The sequence below is a fragment of the Nocardia seriolae NBRC 15557 genome, assembly GCF_007990715.1.
GTDB lineage: Bacteria > Actinomycetota > Actinomycetes > Mycobacteriales > Mycobacteriaceae > Nocardia > Nocardia seriolae.
In genome coordinates this window covers 1-25,179 of record NZ_BJWY01000113.1, presented here as the reverse complement: position 1 = coordinate 25,179, position 25,179 = coordinate 1, and the positions used below count along the sequence as shown (strand labels likewise).

The window sequence follows — 25,179 nt, the reverse complement described above, 5'->3', positions numbered from 1 at the left end:
CGAGTTTCATGGTCGGGGCGGTAACCGCCCCGAAATAGGGCACCAAGGGTGAGGAAAAGGTCCCCACCCCTCAGGCTCCGACCACCCGGGCCGGAATTCCGAACGCGGACTTGGCCACCCGGGCGAGTTCGACGTTGAACTCCTGGTACGCCTCGACATTCCCGAGGTGACCGGTCGGCAGGATCTTGTAGCCGTCCAGACTGCCGGCTTCGGTGAGCATTTCGACGATCCGCTCCGAATGCACGGGCGGGGTCATATCGTCCGCGGACCCGGCGATGACGGTCGTCGGAACGGTCAGTTTCGCCGCCCCGCGCCCGACATCCAAGTGCGACAACAGGGTTCCGAAACGGCCACGCACCCGCGCCGGGCACGAGCGCACGATGTTCAGGCCGAACTCGGCGAGGTGGCCGACCGTGGCCAGGCTCATGATCTGCCGCCGGAAGATCCACCGCACGGGGGCGATCGGCGGGAAGAGAATCGGCGCGCTCAGCCCGAGCAGGCCGGCCCGGAACGGCAGCCTGGCGAGTCCGCGATTGAGGAACGGGATCACGGTGGTCTCGGCGATCAGATCACCGGCGGCGGTATTGGTCAGCAGCACCGCGAGCAGCTGGCGCTGCACCCGGTGCGGATACCGGCCCGCCCAGGCCTGAATCGTCATACCGCCCAGGCGGTGACCCACCAGCACGGCCCGCTGGCCGCGCTGCAGCACGGTGTCCAGCACATCGGCGAGATCGTCGGCGAGCCGATCGGTGGTGAGCGGGGCGGTGCCCAGTTCGCTCTCGCCGTGGCCGCGCACGTCGTAGGCGATGACGCGGTATTCGCCGGCGAAGGCGTTGATCTGGGGGTTCCAGTATTCGAGGCAGCAGGTCCAGCCGTGCACCAGCACGATGACGTCGCCATCGGCGGGACCGTAGGCGTGGACGCGGAGCCGGGCGCCATCGGCGGCGACCACCGGTACGACCTCGCAGGGACCGGCCGGCGGGTTCAGATCCGCATTGCCGTAGGTCCGGGTGCGCAGCTCCGCCCGGTGCGCTCGCACCAGGTCGCGGACCTTTCGGCTGAGGTCCGAAGAGTGAGGCAGCATTGCCCGCATAGGACACTCCTTTGTGTTACTACTAGATACAGTAACCCGCGTCACGGGTGCTTGCTAGTGCAAGCACCCGAAAAGTTTCCGAGTCGGAACGCAGCTCACCCCTGGCCAGGCCATTCGTGTGAAAAAGAACATCGGCGTAAAAGAAAAATCGGCCGCCACCCGGGCGATCCGGGTGACGGCCGAGAGAATCGGGGCCGGTTACCAGCGCGGGCCGCGCTGGATCTCATCGACCTTGGGGCGGACATCGGCGAGATAGACGCCGGTCGCGACGACCGCCGCGATGCCCAGAATCCCCACCGGAGTGCCGACCAGCAACAGGGCGCCCAGCGACGCCGCCAGAATGGCGATCCACACCGGCTTGGTCAGCTTGTCCACGGCCGTGAAGGCATCCGGGCGCTGCCGAATCGCGTGCACGAGAGCGAAGACCGTCATACCTAGCGCGCAGAGCTGCAATACCGTCAAGATCAGGCTGGGGATTCCCATCACCCCACCATCATACGGAGCGCAGCCCCTGCCACCGGGGCTTCTGGCCGCGACACGGCCATCCGAACACAACGTTTACGAACGGCAGTCGCCCCCGCACACGTCAGTGTGCGAGGGCGACAAGCTCTTTCGCGGCGCGCGCGATTTACTTCTTCGCGGGCGCGGCCTTCTTGGCGGGAGCGGCCTTCTTGGCCGGAGCCTTCTTGGCCGGGGCGGCCTTCTTGACCGGGGCCTCGTCCTCGACCGGAGCGGTCTCGGTGGTCACGTCCACGACCTCGGCGTCCACGGCCTCTTCGACCGGGGCCTCTTCCTTGGCCAGGCCGATGTAGGGGCCGACCTGCTCGGAGACCTTGCCGATGATGTCCTGGGTCTGCGCCAGCAGATCGTTGTAGCGGGTCTCGACCTGCGCGAAGCGCTCCTCGAAAGCCGGGTTGCTGCGCAGCTTCTCGACGGTCTCCTCGCCGCGGGCAGCCAGGTCGGCGTAGAGGTCCAGCAGCTGATGGTAGTACTGGTCGACCAGCTTGCGCAGCTCCTCGGGGGTGGCCTTCTCACGCAGCTCGGCCAGGTCCTCGGGCAGCTCGGACGGCAGCGCCTGCACGCGCTGGCGCAGGGTCTCGGCCTGGCCCTGCAGGTCGGCCGGCAGGTTGGCGAAGCGCTCGCGGGCTTCCTCGATGCGGCCCGGCACGTCGGCGGAATTGGCGCGCTCGCGGATCTGCGAGACGGCGTCGAGCACGGCGGCGTAGATGGCGTCGCCCGCGCCGACGGTGGCGTAGATCGGCTTGGTCACGGTGGCGGTGAGCTTGGGCTCGGTCATGGTTCGTTCTCCTGGCGTGGCGGAACTTCGGTTGTGCGGTGCGGAACCTCGTTGTCCCTGTTTCCCCCGGGAACGCCCCCCTTAAGGTCCGTTGCGTCCCCTCTGTCCTCGTTCGCCTGGTTTTCTCGGCAAAACGATTCGTAGATGTCCAAGAGGACCTGTTTCTGGCGCTCGGTCAGATTGACGTCGGCCAGCAGGGCATCCCGGACAGGGCCGTGCGGCCTCTGCTCGAGGTACCCGGCCCGCATGTACAAGACCTCCGAGGAGACCCGCAGACCCTTTGCGATCTGCGCGAGCACCTCGGCGGACGGATTGCGCAACCCCCGCTCGATCTGACTCAAGTACGGATTGCTCACCCCCGCCAGTTGTGCGAGCTGACGCAGCGAGACCTGGGCGGCCTCGCGTTGCGCCCGGATGAAGCCCCCGATGTCGTGAGCCGCGTTGGCTACGCGGCCCGACCGGTCTGCGGCGGCGGACGTCTCCGGATCGCCTTCGATCGGTTCGGGAACCTCGGGATCGTGCTTCATCACTCACCTTCCGGCGGTTGTGTGGTCAATTCTAGGACGGGGTGCTAACTCTTGCAAGCGCTCTGCTAGCACAGTCTTGCGATGCCACCGTGGGCAAACACCCAGCGCTGCGTCCGCAGCGCTTATTGGTCAAATGTTCAGCCATTGAACAGCAAATGGGATACCGCGTAGATCACCAGGCCCGCCAGCGAACCGACCACCGTGCCATTGATGCGAATGAATTGCAGATCCTTGCCCGCCGCCAATTCGATCTTGCGACTCGCCTCGTCCGCGTCCCAGCGAGCAACGGTGTCGCTGACCAGTGTCGCGAACTCGGCGCCGTAGTTCGCCACCAGGTATCGGACGCCGCGCTCGAGCCAGCCGTCCACCTTGTCGCGGACCTCGGGATCGGTCGAGAGCCGCTCGCCCAGCTGCTGCACGTTCTCCGACACCTTGCGCCGCAGCGTGGAATTCGGGTCCTCGGCCGATTCCATGATCAGGCGCTTGGCGGCCCGCCAGGTGGCCTGCGCCATGCCGGTGACCTCGCGCCTGCCCATGAGCTCGGTCTTGATCTTTTCCGCCTTCTCGATCATGGCGTCGTCGTATTGCAGATCGTGGGCGAAATCCTCGAGGAACCTGTTGGCCGCCAGCCGCACCTCGTGATCGGGCTGGGTGCGCACCTTCCAGGTGAATTCCACCAGCTCCCGATAAATGCGCTCGGCCAGGAGCGAATTCACGAATTTCGGGGCCCAGGAAGGGGCGTCCCGATGCACGATGCGGTCCAGGGTCTCTTGCGAATCCAGCGCCCACTGGTGCGCGCGCTCGGCCAGCAGATCCAGCAGCGGGGCCTGCCGGTTGTCGGCGATCAGCTCGTTGAGCACCTTGCCGATGGGCGGGCCCCACAGCGGCTCGGCAATGCGCTTGACGATGGTGTTGTCGATGATCTGCTCGACATCCTCGTCGCGCAGCACGCCGATGACCGCGCGCAGAATGGTCGCGCTCTCGTCGGAAATGCGTTCCGCGTGCTCCGGTTCGGCCATCCAGCGACCCAGCCGCAGCGAGATCTGCGCGGAATTCACCTTGGCGGCGACGGCGTCCGGGGACAGGAAATTCTCCCGGACGAATTCGCCCAGGCCCGCGCCCACCTGGTCCTTCTTCTTGCGAATGATGGCGGTGTGCGGAATCGGGAGCCCGAGCGGATGGCGGAACAGCGCGGTGACCGCGAACCAGTCGGCCAGCGCGCCGACCATGCCCGCCTCCGAGGCCGCCTTCACATAGCCGACCCACTCCCCGCCCGCGCCGCGCGACGCGGTCCAGGCGCAGAAGATGTAGATGATCGTGGCGGCGGCCAGAAAGCCGGTGGCGATGGACTTCATGCGCCACAGCTCGCGCTTCTTGCCTTCTTCGTCGAGGAAGTCGGCCAACGCGCCGCCGGGCGGTGTGGTCCTGCCTGCGGGCGGGGTGGTCTTCGTGGGCCCGGGCTCGGTGGTTTCGAGTACCCCGGCGCTGCCGGTGGATTGCTCCATATCTTCCATTCTGGCGCGTGGTGTGACGAACTCCCCGTCACCGGGCCCGTCCCGATCGACGCCGATCCACAGCATGGGAGGCTTAAGCTGAATAGGCCCAGGCCCAGGACGCGAACAAGGAGCCAACGCAGCGTGACCACCAAAGGCACCGTGAGTGCCGCCATGGAGGCGGCCACCGGCCCACGCGGTGGTCGCGTCGACGGCCGCAAACGCCGCTGGCAACAGCACAAGATCGATCGCCGCGAGGAGCTGGTGGACGGCACCCTGGCCGCCATCCGCAAGCGCGGCGGCGACGCCGGGATGGACGAGATCGCCGCCGAGATCGGCGTCTCCAAAACCGTGCTGTACCGGTACTTCTCGGATAAACAGGATCTGACCCGCGCCACCATGGAACGGTTCATCGAGACCACGCTGATGCCGCGCATCTACGAGGCCATCAGCGACGACCTCGACGAATACCAACTGGTCCGCAACACGCTGGCGGCGTACGTGCACACGGTGGATTCGGACACCGATGTCTACCGATTCATCATGGGCAACGGCTCGGCCACCGACACCTCCACCCTCGCCGACTTCGAGAAGCTCTTCGCGCAGGTGGTCTCGGCGGTCATCATCGACAAGTCCTTCGACCGCGGCGTGCAGACCGAGGGGTCGATGCTGTGGTCCTACGTGCTGGTCGGCGGCGTGCAGCTGGCGACGGACTGGTGGATCTCCAACCGCACCATGTCCAGCGAGGAAATGCTCGACTACTTGACGATGATGGCGTGGAGCGCCATCGAGGGCATGGTCCGGGCGGGCGGCGACCGGCACTACTTCAACTCGAAGACGCACGTGCTGCCCGATCCGGAAAATACTGCTAGCTGACAGCTAGCACTCGAGTTCCCGGCCTGGTTAGGCTGATTCACGGCGGACCACTCACGCGGTTTCCGCCGTGTCGGCACCAACGGGGGTGTTGGCTCCCATGGAGGGTCACTGATGGCGAAAGAGCTGCCCACATCCAGGCTCGCGCGGGGGACGAAGCTGGGGATTGCCGTCGCGGGTAATGCCTTGCGGGCCCAGAAGACTCGACGATCGATGCGCGGCAGATCCGAGGCCGTGCGGGCGCGGATGGCCGAGGAGTCCATGATCCGGGCCACCGAGCAGATGGTCATGGTGCTGGGCACCATGAAGGGCGTGGCCATGAAGCTCGGGCAGATGCTGTCCGTGCTGGATCTGGATCTGGTGCCGCCGGAGCATCGGGAGCGGTTCCAGCGGCGGCTGGCGGTGCTGCGCGACAGCGCGCCCTCGGTGTCGTTCGATGTCATGCGGGCCGTCATCGAGGAGGACTTCGGGCAGCCGCTGGAAGCCGTGTTCGCCGAGTTCAATCCGGAGCCGGTGGCCGCGGCGTCGATCGGGCAGGTCTACAAGGGGACCCTGCACGACGGGCGCGAGGTCGCGGTGAAGGTGCAGTACCCCGGGATCGACGCGGCGGTGCGCGCGGATCTGAAGAACCTGGCCATGTTCCGGCGCATCCTGCAGTCGGCCATGCCGTGGGTGACCCCGGCCGTGCTCGACGAGTTGCGGCTGAATCTGGAGAGCGAACTCGACTACGTCGCCGAAGCCAATACCCAGAAGCAGATTTCGGAGCTGTTCACCGGACACCCCTTCATCGTGGTGCCGACCACCTACCCGGAGCTGTCCACCACCCGGGTGCTGGTGAGCGAGTACTTCGCGGGCCGGGGATTCGAGGAGATCCGGGAACTGCCCGCGGCGGAACGCAATCGAATCGGCGAGATCATCTACCGGTTCTACGTGGGCTCGCTGTTCACGTTCAACGAATTCTGCGGGGACCCGCATCCGGGCAATCTGCTGCTCGGGCCCGACGGGCGGGTGGCGTTCCTGGATTTCGGGCTCTACAACCGGATGGATCCCGAGCACGTGCAGTTCGAGGCCATCTGCATCCGGGCCGCGGCCGAGGAGCGCGCGGAGGAGCTGCGCGATCTGATGATCAAGCGCGGCGTCATCGAATCGGCCGAGGAGATCACGCCCGAGGAGTGCCTGGAGTACGTGCTGGCGGCGTGCGAGTGGGCGCTGGTGGACGAGGAACTCACCATCACACCCGAATTGGCTTCCGGCGCTTTCGTGCTGGCGGTGGACCCGCGGGCCACCGACTTCGCCGGGATGAAGCAGCAGAACCTGCCGCCCGAGCATCTGTTCTCGCGGCGCGCGGACTTCCTCACCTTCGGCATGCTGGGGCAGCTGGAGGCGACCGGGAACTGGCATCGCATCGCCCGCGAGTGGCTGTACGGGGAGGACCCGGTCACCGAACTCGGGCGCGCGCATCACGAATGGCTGGCGAGCCGCCCGGCTCCGACGCCGACCACCGGGGGCCGACCAAGAAGACCCGTAAGCGCGCCGCGAAGGCGTAAACCTCACCCGATGGGAAAAGCAATGGCCAACAGGGAATTCGACATCGTCCTATTCGGAGCGACCGGTTTCGTCGGAAAGCTCACGGCGCAGTATCTGGCCGAGTCCGCGCCCGCCGGGGCGCGCATCGCGCTGGCGGGCCGGTCGGCCGAGAAGCTGGCCGCCGTACGCTCCGAGCTGGGTGCCGCCGCCGCGGAATGGCCGCTGGTGCAGGCGGATTCCACCGATCAGGCGAGCCTGGACGCGCTGGCGGCGCGGACCAAGGTGGTCGTCACCACCGTCGGGCCATACCTGCGCTACGGCTTCCCGCTGGTGCAGGCGTGCGCCGAGAACGGCACGCACTACGCCGATCTCACCGGTGAGCCGCTGTTCATCCGCGACTGCATCGACCGTTTCGGCGAGAAGGCCGCCGAGACCGGCGCGAAGATCGTGAATTCCTGTGGCTACGACTCGATTCCGTCGGATCTGAGCGTGTACCAGCTCTACAAGCGCAGCGTCGCGGACAATACCGGCGAGCTCACCGACGTCACCCTGGTCGCCAGCCTCAAGGGCGGGGCCAGCGGCGGCACCATCGATTCCGGCCGCGCCATGATGGAGGCCATCGCCGCGGACCCGAAGAAGGGTTCGATCATGTCGCACCCGTATTCGCTGAGCCCGGACAAGTCCATGGAGCCCGACGTCGGCCGCCAGAGCGATCAGGCCCTGTCCCGCGCCTCCGCCATCGACCCCCGCCTGGACGGCTGGGTCGCGACCTTCATCATGGGCGCGCACAACACCAAGATCGTGCGCCGCTCCAAACGGCCTGCTGGGCTGGCCCTACGGCAAGAACTTCCGCTACCGCGAGGTCATGAGCGCGGGCTCCTCGGCCACCGCGCCCCTGGTCGCCGCGGGTATCGCGGGCGGCATCGTGGCCACCATGGCCGCGGGCGCGGTCCTGTCCCGAGCGGCCATGGGCCGCAAGCTCATCGACCGCATCGTCCCCAAGCCCGGCACCGGCCCGAGCGAACATACCCGCCGCAGCGGCTGGTTCACCATGCGCACCTTCGCCCACACCACCTCCGGCGCGAAATACCTCTGCACCTTCGCAGGCAAGGGCGACCCCGGCTACCAGGCCACCTCGGTCATGCTCGGCCAATCCGGCCTCTGCCTCGCCTTCGACACCCTCCCCGAATTGGCGGGCATCCTCACCCCGGCCTCCGCCATGGGCGACGCCCTCACCGACCGCCTCCGCGCCGCGGGCATCACCATCGAGGTCACCCCCGCCTGACCCGGGCGCTCCGACCGGAGCGTGTAATCCGAACGCAGGAGCCCGAACTCGAGGTTCACGTCCGGGGTGCGGCGCTGCCTTCGCCCGGCTCGCCGATCACCCCGGGCCACAGCCCGATTGAGGGGGCGGCGTTCGGCAGCGATAGCAAAAGCGTTGCGGGAGTGCGGTAGGTCACAGATTGTGGTGTTCGGCGACGGGCAGCACCCGCAGAATCTCTCCGGTAGGGTCGCGGACGGGACGGAGGTGGTACCGGAGAAAGGGGGGTCGGCCTCGTGAAATGGATCCTGACCCCGGATGAGTTCGCGATGATCTGGACTCGTGAGACCCATCTGGCGCGGCGTCCGTATCCGCTGGATACGAGTCCGGCCGGGCCCGAGAGCGCCGAGGACGCAGCACGATTCGCGATCACCCCGCCGGGCGGGTCGCCCGCGCGGTTTCTGCGGCGCACCGATCCGGAGCTGGCCGCGGCGCTGGCGCTGTGCGCCCGCACCGACACCACGACCGTCACCCTGTACGGGGAGCGCACCATCGACCCGGGCGCGCGGCGCATCCTCGCCTTCGCGGCGGTGGCGCAGCAGCGGGCGGGGATTCTGGTCTCGCTGCCGGACGCGGTGAGCGTATCGCTGTGCCCGGCCGAGCAATTGGGGCGCGAGCTGGTGGAGGTCATCGGTTCCGCACCGCCGGGACAGCTGGAGCCGCTGCGCGAACCACAGCAGGCGGTGCTCTATCCGGATGCCGCGGGCACCGGCGAGGAGGCCGACCGGTTCCGCCGCAAACTGCGAGAACCGGTGGACGGGCGCGGATTCATCACCGTCACGGTCGAACCCGCGAATCCGCTGTCCCCGCCGACTCGGCACCGCACCTGGCTGGACTTCTCCGGTGACGGCCGCTACCTGCTCACCACCGCGGCCGACCTGTCCCTGACCCCGGTCACCGATGAGGAACTGGCCGCCCAGCTGGTGCATCTCGCCCGGGTCTGATTGGGCGCTCGGGTCCGATCGGTCGCTCGGGTCCGATTCGGCGAGGTTGCCTGCGCGGACCATCGGCGCGTGCTAACCATGAGGAATGGCGAAGGCGACTTCCTGGTCCAAACCGGTCACCAAGGCGCTGCGCGCCGACGGCGTGCGGGTCAGCGATCTGAACCCATCCGCGACCCCGGGCTTCAAGGGTGACAAGAAGGCCGGGGAACTCCTGCTCGAGGAGCGTCGCGCGGTGCTGTCGGATCTGCAGGAAAAGCTCTACGCCAATGGCCGTTCCGGCGATACCCGCAGCGTGCTGCTGGTGTTGCAGGGCATGGACACCGCCGGTAAGGGCGGCATCGTGCGGCACGTGATCGGCTCGGTGGACCCGCAGGGCGTGGACCACGCGGCCTTCGGCGTGCCGACGGCCGAGGAGCGCAAGCACCACTACCTGTGGCGGATTCGCAAGAAGTTGCCGCGCGGCGGCCAGATCGGCGTGTTCGACCGCTCGCACTACGAGGACGTGCTGGTGGTGCGGGTGCACGACCTGGTGCCTCCGGAGGTCTGGGGCAAGCGCTACGACGAGATCAACAAGTTCGAGCGCAAGCTGGTGGACGACGGCACGACCGTGGTGAAGGTGGCCATGTTCGTCTCGCTCGACGAGCAGAAGAAGCGGCTCATGCAGCGGCTCGAGCGGCCCGACAAGTACTGGAAGTTCAACCCCGGCGATATCGACGAGCGCGCGTACTGGCCGCAGTATCAAGAGGCGTACCAAGCGGTCCTGGAGCGTACGAACACCGACCACGCGCCCTGGTATGTCCTGCCCTGCGATTCCAAGGGGTACGCGCGGCTGGCCGTCACCGAGTTGCTCATCGACGCGTTGCAGGGTCTCAAGCTCGATTGGCCGCGCGCCGACTTCGATATCGCCGAGCAGCAAAAGCGCCTCGCCCAGGAGTGATGCACACCCCAGCGGGTGAACTTCCGCCCTCAGCCACGGAAAATCGCTCCCCGCGGAACACCTGGCGCGACTCGTCGTGCCCGCATGCAGGAATCTCTCAGGTTCTCGGGTGAAGATGGGCGCGCACGTGTCGTGACAACGGAAGGCGTGGTGAGCGCAGAGGTGAGCAAGAAACCGACAGGTCAGAATCCGCTGGCGAAAGCGGCACAGGCCGATCGCAATCGGAAGATCTTCATCCAGGTGGGCGTGGCCGCGGTCCTGATCGGTCTGGTGGCCGCCATCGGCATCACCCTGGCGCTGCGCCACTCCGACGACAACCAGAACAAGTCGTCCGCCACCGCCACCTCCTTCGCCCCGGTTGTCAAACACGACGCGAGCGCCGGGCCGATCCCGGCCAATGTCACCGCGGGCGGCGCCATCCGGGTCGGAGATCCGAACGCGGCCACGCCGGGCGGCAAGAAGAAGGTGACCGTCCAGGTCGTGGCCGATATGCAGTGCCCGATCTGCGCCACCTTCGAGAAGGCCAACGCGCAGGCGCTGGCGACGGCGGCCACCGACGGCACCGCGGTGGTCGAGTACAACGTCATCTCGTTCCTCGACCGGATGTCGAAGGGCAACAAGTTCTCGACCCGCGCCGCCAACGCCGCGTATGTGGTCGGCTCCGCCGATCCGTCCAAGTTCCAGGGCTGGCTGGCCGCCATGTTCAGCAAGCAGCCCGCCGAGAACGGCAACGGTATGAGCGATGACCAGCTCATCCAGATCGCGACCGATGCCGGGTACACGGATCCGTCCATCGCACAGGACATCCGCGACGGCAAGTACACCAAGTACGTGGAGAACGAGACCCAGGCCACCTTCGACGCGGGCGTGCAGGGCACCCCGGCGGTGTATGTGAACGGCACCCAGATCCAGGACCCCAAGGTCCTGATGACCCCAGGCGGCATCACCCCGGTGATCGAGAACGCGGCCAAGGGATGATTTCGGCGGGCCCCCGCTCGGCCTGGCCGCTGCTGCTGGGCGCGTTGATCGGCTGGGGAGCGTCGGTGACGCTGCTGGTCGAGAAGTTCAAGTCGCTCACCGAACCCGGCTACAAGCCGATGTGCAGCATCGACGCGACCTTCTCGTGCACCACGGTGATGGAATCCGACTCCGCGTCGCTGTTCGGTTTCCCCAATCCGATCATCGGCGTGGTCGGCTTCTCGGTGTTCGTCACCATCGCCCTGCTGCTGGTGGTCGGAATCTCGCTGCCGCGCTGGTTCTTCGGCGGCATGTGGCTGGGCCTGCTGGTCGGCGTGGCCGCCATCGGCTGGCTGGTCTGGGACGCGACCTTCGAGATCCACGCGCTGTGCCCGTGGTGCATGGTGGTGTGGACGGTGACCCCGGCCATGTTCGCCATCGTGACCGGACTGCTGTTCGGGCGCTCGCGCGGGCTGCTGCAGATCCTGGTGGAGTGGCGGTGGACGCTGGTCGCGGTCTTCTACGCGGTGGTCGTCCTGATCGTGTACATCCAGTTCCAGTCGTACTGGAACAGCAAGTTCTAGTTGGGTGGCCCGACGGTGAGCGTCACGCTCACCGTCCGGTGGCCGCCCGTGGGATCGCTGATCCCGAGCCGCACCACATCGTCGGGTTTATGGGCGTTGAGTGCGGCTTTCAGCATTTGTGAGGTGGTGACGGGCCGGTCGTCGAGGGCGGTGATGATCTCGCCGTCGGCGAGTCCGGCCGTGTAGGCGGGCAGGCCGTAGACGGCCACGTCGATGCGCGCGCCGGCGGGCTGCGCGTCGGAGGTGAGGATGCCCAGGGTGGCGGTGGGGCCGATGTGGACGGTATCGGTCGGTGTGCCGGAACGGATCTGGCGCACCACGTTCATGGCGGTGTCGATGGGGACGGCATAGCCGTTGGGGCCCTTGCCCATTGCCTTGGCCACGTCCCCGGAGGCGGCGGTGACGACGCCGATCACCGCGCCGTAGCGGTCCACCAGCGCGCCGCCGGACTGGCCCGCGGCGACCGCGGCGGCCACTTCGATCATGCCGTGCAGGGACTTTCGCGACAGGTCGGCGGCATTGCGGGCCACGATGGTCGAATCCAGATTGGTGATGGGGCCGCCCACCGCGGTCGGTGAGCCGGTGCCGCCCGCATTGCCGATGGCCAGCACGTCGTCGCCCAGGTGCAGCGGGGCGGAACTGCCGATGCGGGCGACCGGCAGGCCGTCGGCCCCGGCCAGCTCCAGCAGCGCGATATCGGCCGCGGAGTCGTAACCGGCGACGGTGGCGGTGTAGGTCGCGCCGGTGCCGACATCCGAAACCGTCACGGTGTCAGCGCCTTTGATGACGTGATGACTGGTGAGCACCTCGCCCTCGGCGCTGAGCACGATGCCGGAACCGGCGGCGCCCAGGCCGTAGGGGCGGATGCCCGCGGTGATGTTCACCAGGGCCGGTTCGGCCACCTTGGAGACCAGGTCGACGTCCAGCGGCGGCAGCGACGGGCCGACGAGGCTACTGGCGGTGGCGTCGTCGGCGAAGGACCAGCGCGGTAGTTCGCCGCGGTAGCCGAGGAATCCCGCGAAGCCGACGACCGCGGCGATCAGCAGAGCCAGCGTGCGGCCGCCCCGGCCCCGGCGTCTGCTGTCCCGGCGTCTGCTGTCGTCCACGGACCCTCCCGACTGCGGATCGTCCGCCCGGCTCGAGCTGTATCTATTGGTGTACCAGTACATCTGTCCACTTGCTACACGCTTGATGTAGCTGAGCGCGTTTTTATAGCAGTATTTCAGTGACTCAGGGCGGCAACGCCGAGCATGAAGAGCACCCCGGTCAGTGTGCACACCAGTGGCCCCTTGGCGGGTTTGCCCGCGTGTGCCTCGGGCAGGATATCGGCCGTCGCGAGGTACAGCAGGAATCCCGCGAAATAGCCGAGATAGAGGCCGACCAGTTCGGTCGGGACCTTCACCAGCGTACCGATCACCGCGCCGACCACCGGGGCCAGAGCATCCAGGATCAGCATGATCAGCGCGTGCTTGCGGGCATTGCCGTAGAGCGTGGTGATGGTGAAAGTGTTGAAACCATCGGCGAAGTCGTGGCAGATGACCGCGATGGCCACCGCCGCGCCCACCGCGGCACCGGCCTGGAAACCGAATCCGATGCTCAGCCCGTCCAGCGTGCTGTGGAACACCAGCCCGCCCGCGGCCAGCAGGCCCAGCGCGCTGAAGTCGTGGTCGTGCCGGTGCGCGACGTACTCGTCCTCATAGCCGGTGTGAATGGCCATGGACCGCTCGATGATGTGCACCGTGAAGAAGCCGACCACCGCGGCCAGCAGCGGGACCGGGACGCCGAGCACGATCCGCTCGTCGGCCTCGAGCGCTTCCGGCATCAGGTCGAAGGCCACCACGCCCAGCATGACGCCCGCGGCCAGGCCCAGCACCAGGCGCTTGCGGTCGCCGATGCGCGCCGCCAGCAGCCCGCCGACGAGGGTGGCGCACATCGAGATCAGGGACAGCAGAATCGCCATCGTGCCAGCATGCCGAGCCTCTGTGGCCGGATCGCCGCGCCGCGCCGAACGGGACATATCCCACCCCCGGTTGATGATGGCCGGGATGCGGGAGTAGGCATGAGTGCATGAGCACAGCTGCCGCATATGCCGTATCCGCCCCGGACGGGGCCTTCGAGAAGATCGCCATCGAACGCCGCGAGCTCGGGCCCCACGATGTGCTGATCGATGTGAAATACGCGGGCATCTGCCACTCCGACATCCACACCGCCCGCAACGAATGGCGTGGCACCACCTACCCGTGCGTGCCCGGGCACGAGATCGCGGGCATCGTGGCCGCGGTCGGATCCGAAGTGACCCGCCACCGCGTCGGCGATCGGGTCGGTGTGGGCTGCATGGTCGATTCCTGCGGCGAGTGCGAACCCTGTCTGGCCGGCGAGCAGCAGTACTGCACGCGAAACCTGGTCTGGACCTACAACTCCGCGGTGCCCACCGAACAGCAGGCCGGTGGCTACACCTTCGGCGGGTACTCCACGCAGATCGTGGTGCCCGAGGGTTTCGTGCTGTCGATTCCGGAGGGCATCGGGCTGGACGAGGCCGCGCCGCTGCTGTGCGCGGGCATCACGCTGTTCTCGCCGCTGCGGCACTGGAATGCCGGGCCGGGCAAGCGGGTCGCCATTATCGGCATGGGCGGGCTCGGGCACGTCGGGGTGAAGATCGCGGCCGCCATGGGCGCGGAGGTCACCGTGCTCAGCCACTCGCTGTCCAAGCAGGAGGACGGGGTGCGCTTCGGCGCGCACCACTACTACGCGACCGGTGACCGCGCCACCTTCAAGCAGCTGCGCGGTTCCTTCGACCTCATCATCAATACCGTCTCGGCCGATCTGCCGATCGACGACTATCTCAAGCTGCTGAAGCTCGACGGCACCCTGGTGGTGCTGGGCCTGCCCGAAAACCCCTACTCCGTGCGGGCTTCCACCCTCGCGGGATTCCGCCGCTCACTGTCGGGCTCCATGATCGGCGGCATCCCCCAGACCCAGGAGATGCTGGACTTCTGTGCCGCGCACGGCATCGGCGCGGAGATCGAGGTGATCTCCGCCGACCGCATCGACGAGGCCTACGACCGCGTGGTCGCCTCGGATGTGCGCTACCGCTTCGTCATCGACACCGCGACCATGTAACGCCGGAACCGCTCTCGGGCACTGCGCTGAAGTCCGCAACCGGCGCCGATGGCGAATCTTGCGGTGGCGGTGGGGAATCCGGCGGCAATGACGCCGCCGGATGCTCGATGGCCGAGCCTTTCCCTACTGCCCCGCCTGCTCGCGCAGCGCCTGCTTGGCGGCGTCCTGCACCTTGTCCACCGCGCCCTCGAACTTGCCGTCGGTCTGCTTGTCGAGCAGATCGCCGGCCTTGTCGATGAGCGGCTCCAGCTTGTCGGTGTGCTGGCCCGCCAGCTCCGCCGCCTTGCCCGCCGCGTCCTTCAACTGGTCGAACATGCCCACGATCCACACTCCTGTCCTCGAAACGGCTTCGCCGACAAGGCTAACCGGGGCGGGGACGGAGCCGGTCACGGCTTGCCGGGGCTCGCCGAGCTTGCCGGGCGTGCGGGCGCTCAGTTCGCCGGCGGCGGGCTGAAGATGCCGAAGCGATTGCCGGAGGTGTCGAGCAGTTCGGAGAAGACCAGGCCGTTCGCGGCGGTCACCGGCTGCACGAACACCTTGCCGCCCGCCTTCTCGGCGGCGGCGAGGATCTCGGGCACATCCTGGACCAGGACGTAGAAGATGGCGTGATTGCCCGAGGCGTCGTCCAGATGGGCGATGCCGCCGACGGGCATTTCGCTGCCCGGGTAGGTGACGAGGTCGTAGTTGCCGTCCTGGTTCGGGTCCTGGGCGAAGTTCCAGCCGAAGAGTTCCTGGTAGAACGCCTTCACCTGCTCGGGCTCATGGCTGCCGACCTGGAACCAGGCGACGGTGTTGAAGGGCGGAGTGGTCATCTCTGTCTCCCCTGAAGTCATGGTGGATTGTCTTGCCCCACCACGATATCCCGGCTCCGCGACAACCCCCTGTCGGTGTTTCCGAGCTTTTTCGCTCAGGCGAGCGAGATCATCCGAACCTCGTGCACCGGTTCCTTCGGACTGCACATTTCGATGGATCGCTCGGGCCCGACGTACTCGGTCAGCTCGATGCCCTTCATCCGATCGAGCCGGAAATTGCGCGGCTCGTCGCGTAAACGACACCAGGCCAGCAGGTACCAGCCATTGCTCCCGTGCAGCAGGGCCACCGGTTCCACCTCGCGCTCGCTGAGCACGCCCGCGCCGTCCAGATATTCGATGCGCAGTACGCGCCGCGCCACCACCGCCTGCTCGACCTCGGGCGGCACCGGCATCGGGGCGACGAACTCCGGCGACTCCAGCAGGCGCACCCGCAGCGCCAATTCCCGTGCCGTGTCGGCGTTCTGCTTCGACATCGCGGCCAGAATCTTGCGCAACGCGCTCTGCGCGGCCGCCGCGAAAGGCCCGTCTCCGGCCCGCGCCACCGCGACGGCGAGCGCCACCGCCTCCGCAGCGGTGAAATTCAACGGCGGCAACGACATGCTCTTCTCCAGCGCGTACCCGCCACGACGCCCGACATCGGCGTAGATGGGCACGCCCGACTGCTGTAGCGCGCTGATGTCCCGCTCGACCGTGCGCACGCTCACCCCGTGCCGCGCGGCCAATTCCCGTGCGGTGCGCAGTCGCGGGGACACCGCCCGCAACTCCTCGACAATCGCATAGAGCCGGTCGGTGCGGTTCACGCCCACACGGTAGCGGCGGGCACCGACAATTTCGCCGCCGGCAGCGTCCCGATTTCCAGGGGGGATCCTGGACCGGCTGATCACCCTTCTGGTTGTAGGTGTCGTACCACTGCTTCTCCGTCTCCGGATCGCCCGCCGGCCGATCGCCCTTACCCGTCGGATCCATGACCGCCTGTTCGAAAAACCCTGGATGACAGGCTAATCCGGCATTCATGACGAATTCGTGAAACGGAGAACCCCGATCCGACCGTGAGGTCGAACCGGGGTTCGCGGAAAAGCTACCGGCTCAGGCGGTTTCGGCGGCCTCGGCCCGGCGGCGGACGCGGCGGGCGGCCGCGACCAGATTGCGCAGGGACGGGTCCAGCTGCCAGTGGTGGCGGGTCTTGAGACCGCCGTCCGGGTTCGCCCACAGACGTTCCGGGGTGACGGCTTCGGCTGCGGCGGTGAGCAATTCGTCCAGCTCGTCGATGTCGGGGATGCGCGCAGAACGGGACTCGTACACGCCCGGGCCGACGCCGTGGGTGAGGCCGCGGCCCTCGGCGCAGTCCTCCTTCAGCGCCTCCAGCACCCACTCGATGGAGCGGGTCGCGACGATGGCGGTGACGTCGGCGTCGAGTTCCTCGATGGCCGCCACCACGTCACCGCGGCTGGAATAGCCGATGTGCGTGTGGATCTGGGTCTCCGGCTTGACGCCGGAGGTGGCCAGCTTGAACGCCCCGACCGCCCAGCGCAGGTATTCGGCCTGCCCCTTCTTGCGCAGCGGCAGCAGCTCGCGGATGGAGGGCTCGTCCACCTGGATGATGGCGATGCCCGCCTTCTCCAGGTCCACGACCTCGTCGCGAATGGCCAGCGCCACCTGGTCGGCGGTCTCGTAGAGCGGCTGGTCCTGGCGCACGAAGGAGCGGGCCAGCATGGTGACCGGGCCGGTGACCATGCCCTTGACCGGCTTGTCGGTGAGCGACTGCGCGTAGGTCGTCCACGACACCGACATGGCCTCGGGACGTGCCACGTCGCCGTACACGATCGGCGTTCGCACGCAACGGGATCCGTACACCTGCACCCAGCCGAAGTGGGTGGTGGCGAAGCCGTCCAGCTGTTCGGCGAAGAACTGGATCATGTCGTTGCGCTCGTGCTCGCCGTGCACGAACACATCGAGGCCGATGTCCTCCTGCAACCGGATGCTCGACTCGATCTCGGCCTCGATCAGCTTGCGGTAGTCGTCCTGGGACAACCGGCCCTGGTCCAGGTCGTGGCGGGCCTGCCGGGCCGCCGCGGTCTGCGGGAACGAGCCCAGCGTGGTGGCGGGCACCAGCGGCAGCCGAAGCTTGGCCTGCTGCGCGATCTTTCGCGTCTCGTAGGGTTCGCGCACCCGCATCTGCGGGGTGACGGCGTAGACGCGCTGGCGCACCGCGTGCTTCTGCTTGAAGTGCACCGAGGTGGGCTTCTTGCGCCACTTCTCCGAGGGGCCCTCGGTGAGCGCCTTGGCCAGCGAAACCACTTCCAGCACCTTCTGTTTGGCGAAGGCGAGGCGGTCGGCGACGGGGCCCTCGAGCTCGTATTCGACGAGCACGTCGTAGGGCACGTGCAGCAGCGTGGCGCCGGTCGCCACCACCATGTCGGGGCAGACCTGGGCCAGCTTGTTGAGGTACTCCAGCGTCACGTACCGGTCGGCACGCCACACATTGGTGCCGCTGATGACGCCCGCGTAGAGGCGCTTGCGCTTGATGCCGGGAATCTCGGCCAGGTCCTCGGGCACGACACGGTGGCTGGCCAGATCCAGTCCGATGGCCTCCACCGCGGTGCGGCACAGGATTTCGGTGGCCTCACCGAAGTCGCCGTACTGCCCGGTGACCAGCATGCGCGGGCGCAGCGGGGCCTTGGACAGCCGCTGGTAGGTCTTCTCGAACAGTTCCATGGTCGAGGGCGAGCGGTCGCTGGTGAAGCAAGGCTCGTCCAGCTGCACGCAGGTGGCGCCGCGCTTGGCCAGGATCTCGAACAGTTCCTCGTACACCGGTAGCAGCTTGTCCAGCAGCACCAGCTTGTCGAATTCGGTTTCGCCGGGGACGTGTCCGGTCTTGGACAGCAGCAGCAGCGACAGCGGGCCGAGGATCACGGGGCGCAACTCGATGCCGCGCGCCTTGGCGCGGTCGAATTCGTCGAGCAGCGCCTCGGGGTGCAGCGAGAATTCGGTGTCGGTCTCGAGTTCCGGCTGCCTGTAGTGGTACGGCGTGTTCAGCAGCTTGACCAGCTCCAGCGGCGGCAGATCCGGGCGGCCGCGAGCCATCAGGAAGTAGAAGTCCAACGGATCCAAGCCTTCTCGATAGGGCTCGAACCGCTGGGGGACCGCACCGAACAGCAGCGCGTTGTCGAGAATGTGGTCGTAGAAGGAGAAGGTATTGCCGGGGACCTGCGTCAACCCGGTAGCCGCCAGCTCCAGGAACTGGCTCTCCTGGATCTCGCGCCCGACAGCGAGAAGTTCGTCGCGGGACAGTGCGCCGTGCCAGTACGACTCCAAAGCACGCTTGAGTTGCCGGTGCTCGCCGACTCTCGGGTATCCCAGGATGCTGGATCCGAACCCGCCGGTGACGTTGACCATCTGAACGGACACTCCTTCCGAGCTGCCGGTCCCGAACGACCTGTTTGCAGCTTATGCCCGGTTGAGGTGGACGCCGCCACAAGCCCGGCGACGCGCACCTTGGGTGAATAACGCTCCGCACTCTCGGAGAGCCGTGGCCGAAGGCCCGGCAAGCACCGCGACCCAACGCGACAACTGATTTCGCGAGTTTCGGGGTAACTCACCGGGTACGTCCAAAATTGGTTCGGCACCCAACCGCCGGCACGGGTGCGAGACGCCGACGGCTCTCAGCCGCCCGCTAAGTACGCGGGGAGGCGGGGGAGCTGTACTGGTAGAAGCCCGCTCCGGCCTTCTTGCCGAGCAGCCCGGCCTCGACCATGCGCGAGAGCAGCGGGGGCGCGGAGTACAGCGGCTCCTTGAACTCCTCGTACATGGAGTCTGCGATGGACTTCACGGTGTCGAGGCCGACCAGGTCGGTCAGGGCCAGCGGGCCCATCGGGTGGGCGCAGCCCAGCACCATGGCCTTGTCGACGTCTTCCTTGGTGGCGAAACCGGATTCGACCATGCGGATGGAGGAGAGCAGGTACGGCACCAGCAGCGCGTTGACCACGAAGCCGGAGCGGTCGGCGGAGCGCACGACCTGCTTGCCCAGCACGTCGGCGGCGAACTGCTCGGCGCGCTTGGTGACGGTGTCGGTGGTCTTGAGCGTGGTGACCAGCTCGACCAGCGGCAGCACCGGGACCGGGTTGAAGAAGTGCATGCCCACGACCCGCTCGGGGTTGTTGGTGGCCACGGCGATCTTCATGATCGGGATGGAGGAAGTGTTGGAGGCCAGCACCGCGTTCGGATCGGTGACGACCTTGTCGAGTTCGGCGAAGATCGCGGTCTTCACGTCCTCGTTCTCCACGACGGCCTCGACGACCAGCTGGCGGTCGGCGAAGTCGCCGAGGTCGCTGGTGAAGCGCAGCCGCCAGGCGGCCTGCTCGCGCTCGCGCTCGGTGATCTTGCCACTGGAGACGCCGCGATCCAGCGACCGCAGGATGCGGGCGCGACCGGCGGCGGCGAGTTCACGAGTCTGCTCGAAGACGAGGACATCGCCATGCGCCCGGGCGCAGACCTCTGCGATACCCGCGCCCATCTGTCCGGCACCGATGATGCCGACGCGCTGCATCTTTTCGCTGCTCACGTCCTGCTCCTGCTGTTTGGCCGTCGTGGCTGTGGATGAAGGCGTCGTATAACTGAACGACCCTGCGCCTTCTTAAGGTCTCGATAAAGCGGTCTTGCAAAAAACGCTATAGGAAAATGCCCTCCCCGCCGGGGCTGTCGACGGGAAGGGCGGGTGGACTCGCCGAGAGAGGCTTGCCATCTCTCTCGGCGAGTCCTGAGGTCCCGCGGCGGCGGAAGGTGTGATGCGACTGCCGCCTCGGGGTTGTCCTCGGAACCTGAAGTGGCTCAGATCAATCCGAGCCGCTTCGGGTGGCTCAGTGGAACTGGCCCTCTTCGGTCGAGCCCTTCAGCGCAGCGGTGCTGGTGTTGGGGTCGACGGTGGTCGCGATGGTGTCGAAGTAGCCGGCGCCGACCTCACGCTGGTGCTTGACGGCGGTGAAGCCACGCTCGGCGGCGGCCTTGAACTCGCGCTCCTGCAGGTCGACGAAGGCGGTCATGCCCTCGCGGGCGTAGCCGTAGGCCAGGTCGAACATGCCGTAGTTCAGCGAGTGGAAGCCGGCCAGGGTGATGAACTGGAACTTGAAGCCCATGGCGCCCAGCTCGCGCTGGAACTTCGCGATGGTCGCGTCGTCCAGGTGCGCCTTCCAGTTGCAGGACGGCGAGCAGTTGTAGGCCAGCAGCTGGTCCGGGAACTCGCTGCGAACCGACTCGGCGAACTTGCGCGCGACCTCGAGGTCCGGCACGCCGGTCTCCATCCAGATGAGGTCGGCGTAGGGGGCGTAGGCCTTGGCACGCGCGATGCAGGGGTCGATGCCGTTGCGGGTACCGAAGAAGCCCTCGGCGGTGCGGGTGCCGTCCAGGAACTCACGGTCGCGCTCGTCCACATCGGAGGTGATGAGGGTGGCGGCCTCGGCGTCGGTGCGGGCGATGATCACCGACGGCACGTCGGCGACGTCGGCGGCCAGACGCGCGGAGGTCAGGGTGCGGATGTGCTGCTGGGTGGGGATGAGCACCTTGCCGCCCAGGTGGCCGCACTTCTTCTCGGAGGCCAGCTGGTCCTCCCAGTGCACGCCGGCCGCGCCGGAGGCGATCATGGCCTTCTGCAGCTCGTAGGCGTTCAGCGCGCCACCGAAGCCGGCCTCGGCGTCGGCGACGATCGGGGCCAGCCAGTTGGCGACCGAGGTGTCACCCTCGACCTTGGCGATCTCGTCGGCGCGCAGCAGCGCGTTGTTGATGCGACGCACGACCGCGGGCACCGAGTTGGCCGGGTACAGCGACTGGTCCGGGTAGGTGTGGCCGGACAGGTTCGCGTCACCGGCGACCTGCCAACCCGACAGGTAGATGGCCTTCAGGCCCGCGCGGACCTGCTGCACGGCCTGGTTGCCGGTGAGGGCGCCCAGGGAGTTGATGTAGTCCTCGTTGTTGACGAGATCCCAGAGGATCTCGGCGCCACGACGAGCGAGGGTGTGCTCCTCGACGACGGTGCCCTGGAGCTTCACAACCTGATCGGCGGTGTAGTTGCGGGTGACGCCCTTCCAGCGGGGGTTGGTGTCCCAATCCTTCTGGAGTTCCGCAGCGGTCTTCGGGGTGCCGACGTTCGACATCTCTGACTCCACTTCTTCGTTCGGTCTCGGTAGCCCCGCCGGTCGAATCTCTCCGAAGGATGTTCGACCACTGCTGGAGCGGCAATTTGCAGACTTGCTAGGCCCGCGAGGTGTACTTTCACACGATGGCACAGGAAAAAATGGGCGTCTACCTGTTGCAAGTGTGAATCCGCACTAGCTTTCACCAGCATTTTGCTAATGCTGCAAAATTTGCTTGCGAATAGCAGCGGTGGAATCTACTCGCCGGTAGGCCTGACATGCGGTTTTGCATAACGCCCGTACTGTTTGCGTGACGAGGGCCACCGGTGCATGACGCGCCGACGGCCGTCCAGATGTGAGCACCTTCACAACTCATTCTGATCTTGAAGGTTGTGAGGCGAGCCACCGGGGTCCGTATTTCAAACCATTCGGTCGACCGAAAGCCGTGAAATCTAGCGCCGCTAGACAACCTAGCTCTGGCTTGTTATCGTTGCTTCAGTTCCTAGCGTCGCTAGATTTCAGCCGAAAGAGGCCCCCGATGCTCGTCCTGACCGGCCAATTCCTCGCCGCCCTCGCCGTTCTCGCCAATGCCGTCGTCTACGGCACCGACTGGTCCGTCGCCCTCATCACCCGCTCGGTCTATCGCGACCGCCTGGACGACGCCACCATGACCATCAGCGCCGGATGGGGCCACCACTACGGCGACAAGCGCATGCCGATCTTCGGCGCGGGCGGCGTCATCACCGCGCTCCTCACCCTGGTCATCGCCATCGCCGCCGGCCACCTCGGCGCGGCAATCGCCGCCGGAATCGCGCTCGCCGCCCTGCTCACCTGGCTGGCCTGCTACGTCCTGATCGCCAAGCCGATCAACACCGCACAGACCGCCGCCGCCCAAACCGGCGTCATCCCCGCGAATGCCCGTGCACTGCAGACCAAATGGGACAGCATCCTCAATGCCCGAGTCGCCCTCCAGACGATCGCGCTGAGCGGCCTACTCACCACCCTGGCCCTGTTCTGAGCGGAAGCTACTTAGCGCCGCGCTGCTAGGGCTTCTTGGACAGGTTGACGCTGGACCAGCCGCCATCACATTGTGGAGTCGGTGAGCTGTACTGGTTGTCGTACATCCGGGGCATGAGTTGCTCCCGGAATTGTTCGGGCGCCTCTGCCATCAGATAGGCCGTGTAGTCGGGGCTGAAACAGGCCATGGAGATCCGCCAGGTGTCGATGTTGGATTTGTCCGGCACCGGCTCGCCCGGCGCGTAGCCGATGATCGTTCCTTCCCGGATCTGCGGCTTCCAGGAACCGGAGTCCAGCAGGGCACGAGCCTGGGTCATCGTCATGCCGATGAGTTGCTCGCGAGTGATCACCGTGTCGCCCGGCACGGCGGGTGCGGGACGCAGACGCTGGTCCGGCCACGCCATGGTTGTCACCGGTGCGGATGACGTCGTCGACGGGGGCGGTGCCGAGTCGGTGTTCGATTGGCATCCTGTGATCGCGGTGCCGATCACGCCTGCCGCAAGCGCCCACGCCACTCGGCGGGAAATGACCGTATCGGATCGGCGAGCTACTCGATGGGACATGCGCATCACCTCGGTGCAGAACATTCGGCTGGCCGTTCCTTCGCCTGATAGCTGTTGGGTTCCAGGATGTATGTGTGCCCGTCGGTCACTCTCGTGAACGAGTGCTTGCGCACCACTTCCCAATACACGTCGGTATACCGTTGGGAGACTTCGAGTTCGCTGCCCGGGCTCACCGTCCAGCGGTTCTCGGTCGTATCGGTGTAGGTGTCTTCCTTGGTCGTGCTGTCGAGCCAGGTGGTATCGGTCTTCTGCTGATTCTCGTATTTGGCTTGCATCGAGGCTTTGATCCCCCCGAGCAGCGGGATGCTGCTTTCCCCTTCCAGGGTGAGGGTGCCGCCGACGGTGTTCTGCGTCGATTCCATCTTGCTGGTAGTACTGGTCAGCGCGGTCTTGCTCGACCACGAGGTCGTCTTCTTCAGGTCTGCGGGGTTCGCGGTGCAGTTGGCTTGCGATGCCAGCGGGCGCGAACCGGGCGGAACCACCTTGCCCTGGGTGCTGACCACGCCGAAGCACAGGTTGTTGCCGCGTGCGACATACCCGGAGGGACATTCCTGTTCGGCCGGGCGCACCCGCTCCCTCCGGCCGGACAGGAGGGATCCTGCGGCTCGACCGGGCCTGCGACATCCTGCGGCCGCCCTTGTGCAGGTGCTCGTCCGCCCGGGGGCGCTTGTGGCTGCGGAGCCGCAGTGGTGGGTCCGGGGACGATATCGGTGCCGTCGCCGTCGGACAGACGCCCGGGCGCGTTGCCCGCGTTTCCTTGCACGCCGCCGCCGGGCGCCTGGGTGGGCAGCAGCCCCGGTGCGGTCGGCGGCGGGGTGGTCGTGGTTGTGGGCGGGGTGCCCGGGTCCGCGCACACATACGGTACCGGCGGCGGGGGCGGTGCGGGATTGCCGGGATTTGCTGCGCGCCAACTCGATTCCCAGGCGGCGTTGTAGGTGGCGGTCTCGCGAGCGCAACGCTCGGCGGGCGTTTCCGCACCGGCCTCACCGATCGCAAGGACACCGCTTGTGGTCAGGACCGCAAGCACCACCCCAACGACCAGTGCCCGAGCGGAGAAGCCTGGGTTGCGGGGGTCCGTCGAGGCTGCCATCAGATCGTGCTGGGGTCTGAGTAGACGTTGACAGTGGTGTCGGCGACGTGGGTGGAGATGGAGAACTGGGTATAGACCCGCACGCTCACCGGACCGAGACAGGAGTCGACGTTGACCTGTATGCCGGTCAGGTCCGACGCGCCGACCGCGCCCTCGAGGACACGCTCCCCGAGCGGAATGGTGGTGATGGCGCCGGGTTTGATGGTGGTCTGGATCTGAGGGGAGATAGAAGCGTTGCCGACGAGGGTGGCACCCGGCTGAGCCGAGACGGTCACCGAGGCGTTGGGTCCGATCGACCCCGACGACCCGGTCTGCAGTCCGCTGGATACGTCGGTGTTGCACCCCAATTGCAGCCCGGTGCGCAGCACCCCGGATTTCACGCCGGTGCTGCCCTGCCCGGTGACGTTGCCGACGGCGGTGGCGTCGATGAACGCCTCCCGGGACCAAGGGGATTGGGCCAAGTTCGGGACGGTGTTCACCAGCACGCCCACCAACGATGCTTCGGCGATCCAACCGTCGACAGTGGGTTTGGTGACGGTGTGATCAGGACTACGGACCAACTCCGCCGACGCACCACCCGCACCCAAAGAACAAACCATCAGCAAACCCGTCGAAATAGCGAGGAACTTTACCTTCACTACAACTTCCACCCCCATAGATATCAATCAGCGCAAAGCTTCTAACTGCCCGAGCGAAGCACAAGCATCATCGTTCAGCAAATTCTTAGTTACCCTTGTGGGGTAGATCACCACCCGCCCGCGCGCGCGAAGGCCCCGCACCGGAATCCGGTGCGGGGCCTTGTGTTTCCCGGCGGCTCGCGACCGCCGGGCCGCCGCCGATGGACACCCCTCGGCTCATCGGCGGAGTCGGCGAACGGGTCGGTGCGGGTCGGCTAGTAC

23 protein-coding genes and 2 pseudogenes are annotated in these 25,179 nt (G+C 66.9%); 9 read left to right on the top strand and 16 right to left on the bottom strand.

What is annotated here, in order from left to right; genetic code table 11:
• Positions 1 to 70 precede the first annotated feature (70 nt).
• The 5 genes from NS2_RS27630 to NS2_RS27610 all read right to left on the bottom strand — a co-directional run bounded on the left by NS2_RS27630 (position 71) and on the right by NS2_RS27610 (position 4,422).
• Positions 71 to 1,093 (bottom strand): alpha/beta fold hydrolase, encoded by a 1,023-nt coding sequence (locus NS2_RS27630; RefSeq protein WP_033090275.1) that lies wholly within the window; start codon positions 1,091 to 1,093, stop codon positions 71 to 73.
• A 198-nt stretch (positions 1,094 to 1,291) separates the two neighbouring features.
• Entirely contained in the window at positions 1,292 to 1,576 is a 285-nt protein-coding gene (locus NS2_RS27625; protein WP_033090276.1) for a DUF2516 family protein, read from the bottom strand.
• Between the two features lie 145 nt (positions 1,577 to 1,721).
• Positions 1,722 to 2,390 carry a heparin-binding hemagglutinin gene (locus NS2_RS27620; protein WP_033090277.1) on the bottom strand — a complete coding sequence of 223 codons (669 nt, stop codon included), beginning with the start codon at positions 2,388 to 2,390 and terminating at the stop codon, positions 1,722 to 1,724.
• Positions 2,387 to 2,917 (bottom strand): helix-turn-helix domain-containing protein, encoded by a 531-nt coding sequence (locus tag NS2_RS27615; protein WP_033090278.1) that lies wholly within the window; start codon positions 2,915 to 2,917, stop codon positions 2,387 to 2,389. The genes NS2_RS27620 and NS2_RS27615 overlap by 4 nt, the downstream gene beginning before the upstream one ends.
• A gap of 137 nt (positions 2,918 to 3,054) precedes the next feature.
• Entirely contained in the window at positions 3,055 to 4,422 is a 1,368-nt protein-coding gene (locus NS2_RS27610) for a DUF445 domain-containing protein (RefSeq protein ID WP_081986235.1), read from the bottom strand.
• 162 nt (positions 4,423 to 4,584) lie between these two features.
• On the opposite strand from NS2_RS27610, the gene NS2_RS27605 reads away from it, so the two are divergent.
• The 7 genes and pseudogenes from NS2_RS27605 to NS2_RS27575 all read left to right on the top strand — a co-directional run bounded on the left by NS2_RS27605 (position 4,585) and on the right by NS2_RS27575 (position 11,553).
• Positions 4,585 to 5,286, top strand: coding sequence for a TetR/AcrR family transcriptional regulator (locus NS2_RS27605; protein WP_033090295.1), 702 nt, complete (start codon positions 4,585 to 4,587; stop codon positions 5,284 to 5,286).
• A gap of 111 nt (positions 5,287 to 5,397) precedes the next feature.
• Positions 5,398 to 6,765, top strand: a pseudogene (locus NS2_RS27600) (ABC1 kinase family protein); the annotation flags it as partial.
• An 87-nt stretch (positions 6,766 to 6,852) separates the two neighbouring features.
• A pseudogene (locus NS2_RS27595) lies at positions 6,853 to 8,095 on the top strand (saccharopine dehydrogenase family protein).
• A 272-nt stretch (positions 8,096 to 8,367) separates the two neighbouring features.
• Positions 8,368 to 9,075, top strand: coding sequence for an ESX secretion-associated protein EspG (locus NS2_RS27590; protein WP_033090279.1), 708 nt, complete (start codon positions 8,368 to 8,370; stop codon positions 9,073 to 9,075).
• A gap of 85 nt (positions 9,076 to 9,160) precedes the next feature.
• The gene (locus NS2_RS27585; RefSeq protein WP_147207337.1) at positions 9,161 to 10,012 is read left to right on the top strand and encodes a polyphosphate kinase 2 family protein; all 852 of its coding nucleotides are present in this window, start codon (positions 9,161 to 9,163) and stop codon (positions 10,010 to 10,012) included.
• Between the two features lie 150 nt (positions 10,013 to 10,162).
• Positions 10,163 to 10,990 (top strand): DsbA family protein, encoded by an 828-nt coding sequence (locus NS2_RS27580; protein ID WP_235263999.1) that lies wholly within the window; start codon positions 10,163 to 10,165, stop codon positions 10,988 to 10,990.
• Positions 10,987 to 11,553 (top strand): vitamin K epoxide reductase family protein, encoded by a 567-nt coding sequence (locus NS2_RS27575; RefSeq protein WP_033090282.1) that lies wholly within the window; start codon positions 10,987 to 10,989, stop codon positions 11,551 to 11,553. Before NS2_RS27580 ends, NS2_RS27575 begins: the two co-directional genes overlap by 4 nt.
• On the opposite strand, the gene NS2_RS27570 is transcribed toward NS2_RS27575, so the two are convergent.
• Positions 11,550 to 12,659 carry a S1C family serine protease gene (locus NS2_RS27570; RefSeq protein ID WP_033090283.1) on the bottom strand — a complete coding sequence of 370 codons (1,110 nt, stop codon included), beginning with the start codon at positions 12,657 to 12,659 and terminating at the stop codon, positions 11,550 to 11,552. The two genes, NS2_RS27575 and NS2_RS27570, sit on opposite strands and share 4 nt — an antisense overlap.
• Positions 12,660 to 12,775: 116 nt before the next feature.
• Positions 12,776 to 13,513, bottom strand: a complete 738-nt coding sequence (locus tag NS2_RS27565) for a ZIP family metal transporter (RefSeq protein ID WP_033090284.1) — start codon at positions 13,511 to 13,513, stop codon at positions 12,776 to 12,778.
• A 107-nt stretch (positions 13,514 to 13,620) separates the two neighbouring features.
• Here NS2_RS27565 and NS2_RS27560 point away from each other — a divergent pair, with 107 nt between their 5' ends.
• On the top strand, positions 13,621 to 14,673 hold the full coding sequence (locus tag NS2_RS27560) for an NAD(P)-dependent alcohol dehydrogenase (RefSeq protein WP_033090285.1): 1,053 nt from the start codon (positions 13,621 to 13,623) through the stop codon (positions 14,671 to 14,673).
• 123 nt (positions 14,674 to 14,796) lie between these two features.
• On the opposite strand, the gene NS2_RS27555 is transcribed toward NS2_RS27560, so the two are convergent.
• From NS2_RS27555 to aceA, 6 genes are all read right to left on the bottom strand, one after another.
• Positions 14,797 to 14,988, bottom strand: a complete 192-nt coding sequence (locus NS2_RS27555; RefSeq protein WP_052086889.1) for an antitoxin — start codon at positions 14,986 to 14,988, stop codon at positions 14,797 to 14,799.
• A 116-nt stretch (positions 14,989 to 15,104) separates the two neighbouring features.
• Positions 15,105 to 15,485: a VOC family protein gene (locus NS2_RS27550; RefSeq protein WP_033090286.1), complete on the bottom strand. Its 381-nt coding sequence runs from the start codon at positions 15,483 to 15,485 to the stop codon at positions 15,105 to 15,107.
• Positions 15,486 to 15,580: 95 nt separating this feature from the next.
• Positions 15,581 to 16,285: a helix-turn-helix transcriptional regulator gene (locus tag NS2_RS27545; RefSeq protein WP_033090298.1), complete on the bottom strand. Its 705-nt coding sequence runs from the start codon at positions 16,283 to 16,285 to the stop codon at positions 15,581 to 15,583.
• Between the two features lie 286 nt (positions 16,286 to 16,571).
• Complete coding sequence (gene metE / locus NS2_RS27540; RefSeq protein ID WP_033090287.1) at positions 16,572 to 18,881, bottom strand: 5-methyltetrahydropteroyltriglutamate--homocysteine S-methyltransferase; 2,310 nt, start codon at positions 18,879 to 18,881, stop codon at positions 16,572 to 16,574.
• Between the two features lie 277 nt (positions 18,882 to 19,158).
• The gene (locus NS2_RS27535) at positions 19,159 to 20,046 is read right to left on the bottom strand and encodes a 3-hydroxybutyryl-CoA dehydrogenase (protein ID WP_033090288.1); all 888 of its coding nucleotides are present in this window, start codon (positions 20,044 to 20,046) and stop codon (positions 19,159 to 19,161) included.
• A gap of 295 nt (positions 20,047 to 20,341) precedes the next feature.
• Positions 20,342 to 21,631 carry an isocitrate lyase gene (gene aceA, locus NS2_RS27530; protein ID WP_147207336.1) on the bottom strand — a complete coding sequence of 430 codons (1,290 nt, stop codon included), beginning with the start codon at positions 21,629 to 21,631 and terminating at the stop codon, positions 20,342 to 20,344.
• Positions 21,632 to 22,148: 517 nt separating this feature from the next.
• On the opposite strand from aceA, the gene NS2_RS27525 reads away from it, so the two are divergent.
• On the top strand, positions 22,149 to 22,628 hold the full coding sequence (locus tag NS2_RS27525; RefSeq protein WP_033090290.1) for a hypothetical protein: 480 nt from the start codon (positions 22,149 to 22,151) through the stop codon (positions 22,626 to 22,628).
• A gap of 25 nt (positions 22,629 to 22,653) precedes the next feature.
• Here the strand turns inward: NS2_RS27525 and NS2_RS27520 are convergent, their stop codons facing one another.
• From NS2_RS27520 to NS2_RS27510, 3 genes are all read right to left on the bottom strand, one after another.
• Positions 22,654 to 23,214, bottom strand: a complete 561-nt coding sequence (locus tag NS2_RS27520; RefSeq protein WP_143161483.1) for a hypothetical protein — start codon at positions 23,212 to 23,214, stop codon at positions 22,654 to 22,656.
• A complete protein-coding gene (locus NS2_RS27515) occupies positions 23,196 to 23,759 on the bottom strand; it encodes a hypothetical protein (RefSeq protein WP_033090292.1) in 564 nt (187 codons plus the stop codon). Before NS2_RS27515 ends, NS2_RS27520 begins: the two co-directional genes overlap by 19 nt.
• Positions 23,760 to 24,279: 520 nt before the next feature.
• Positions 24,280 to 24,936, bottom strand: coding sequence for an MspA family porin (locus tag NS2_RS27510; RefSeq protein ID WP_045439143.1), 657 nt, complete (start codon positions 24,934 to 24,936; stop codon positions 24,280 to 24,282).
• Positions 24,937 to 25,179: the final 243 nt, after the last annotated feature.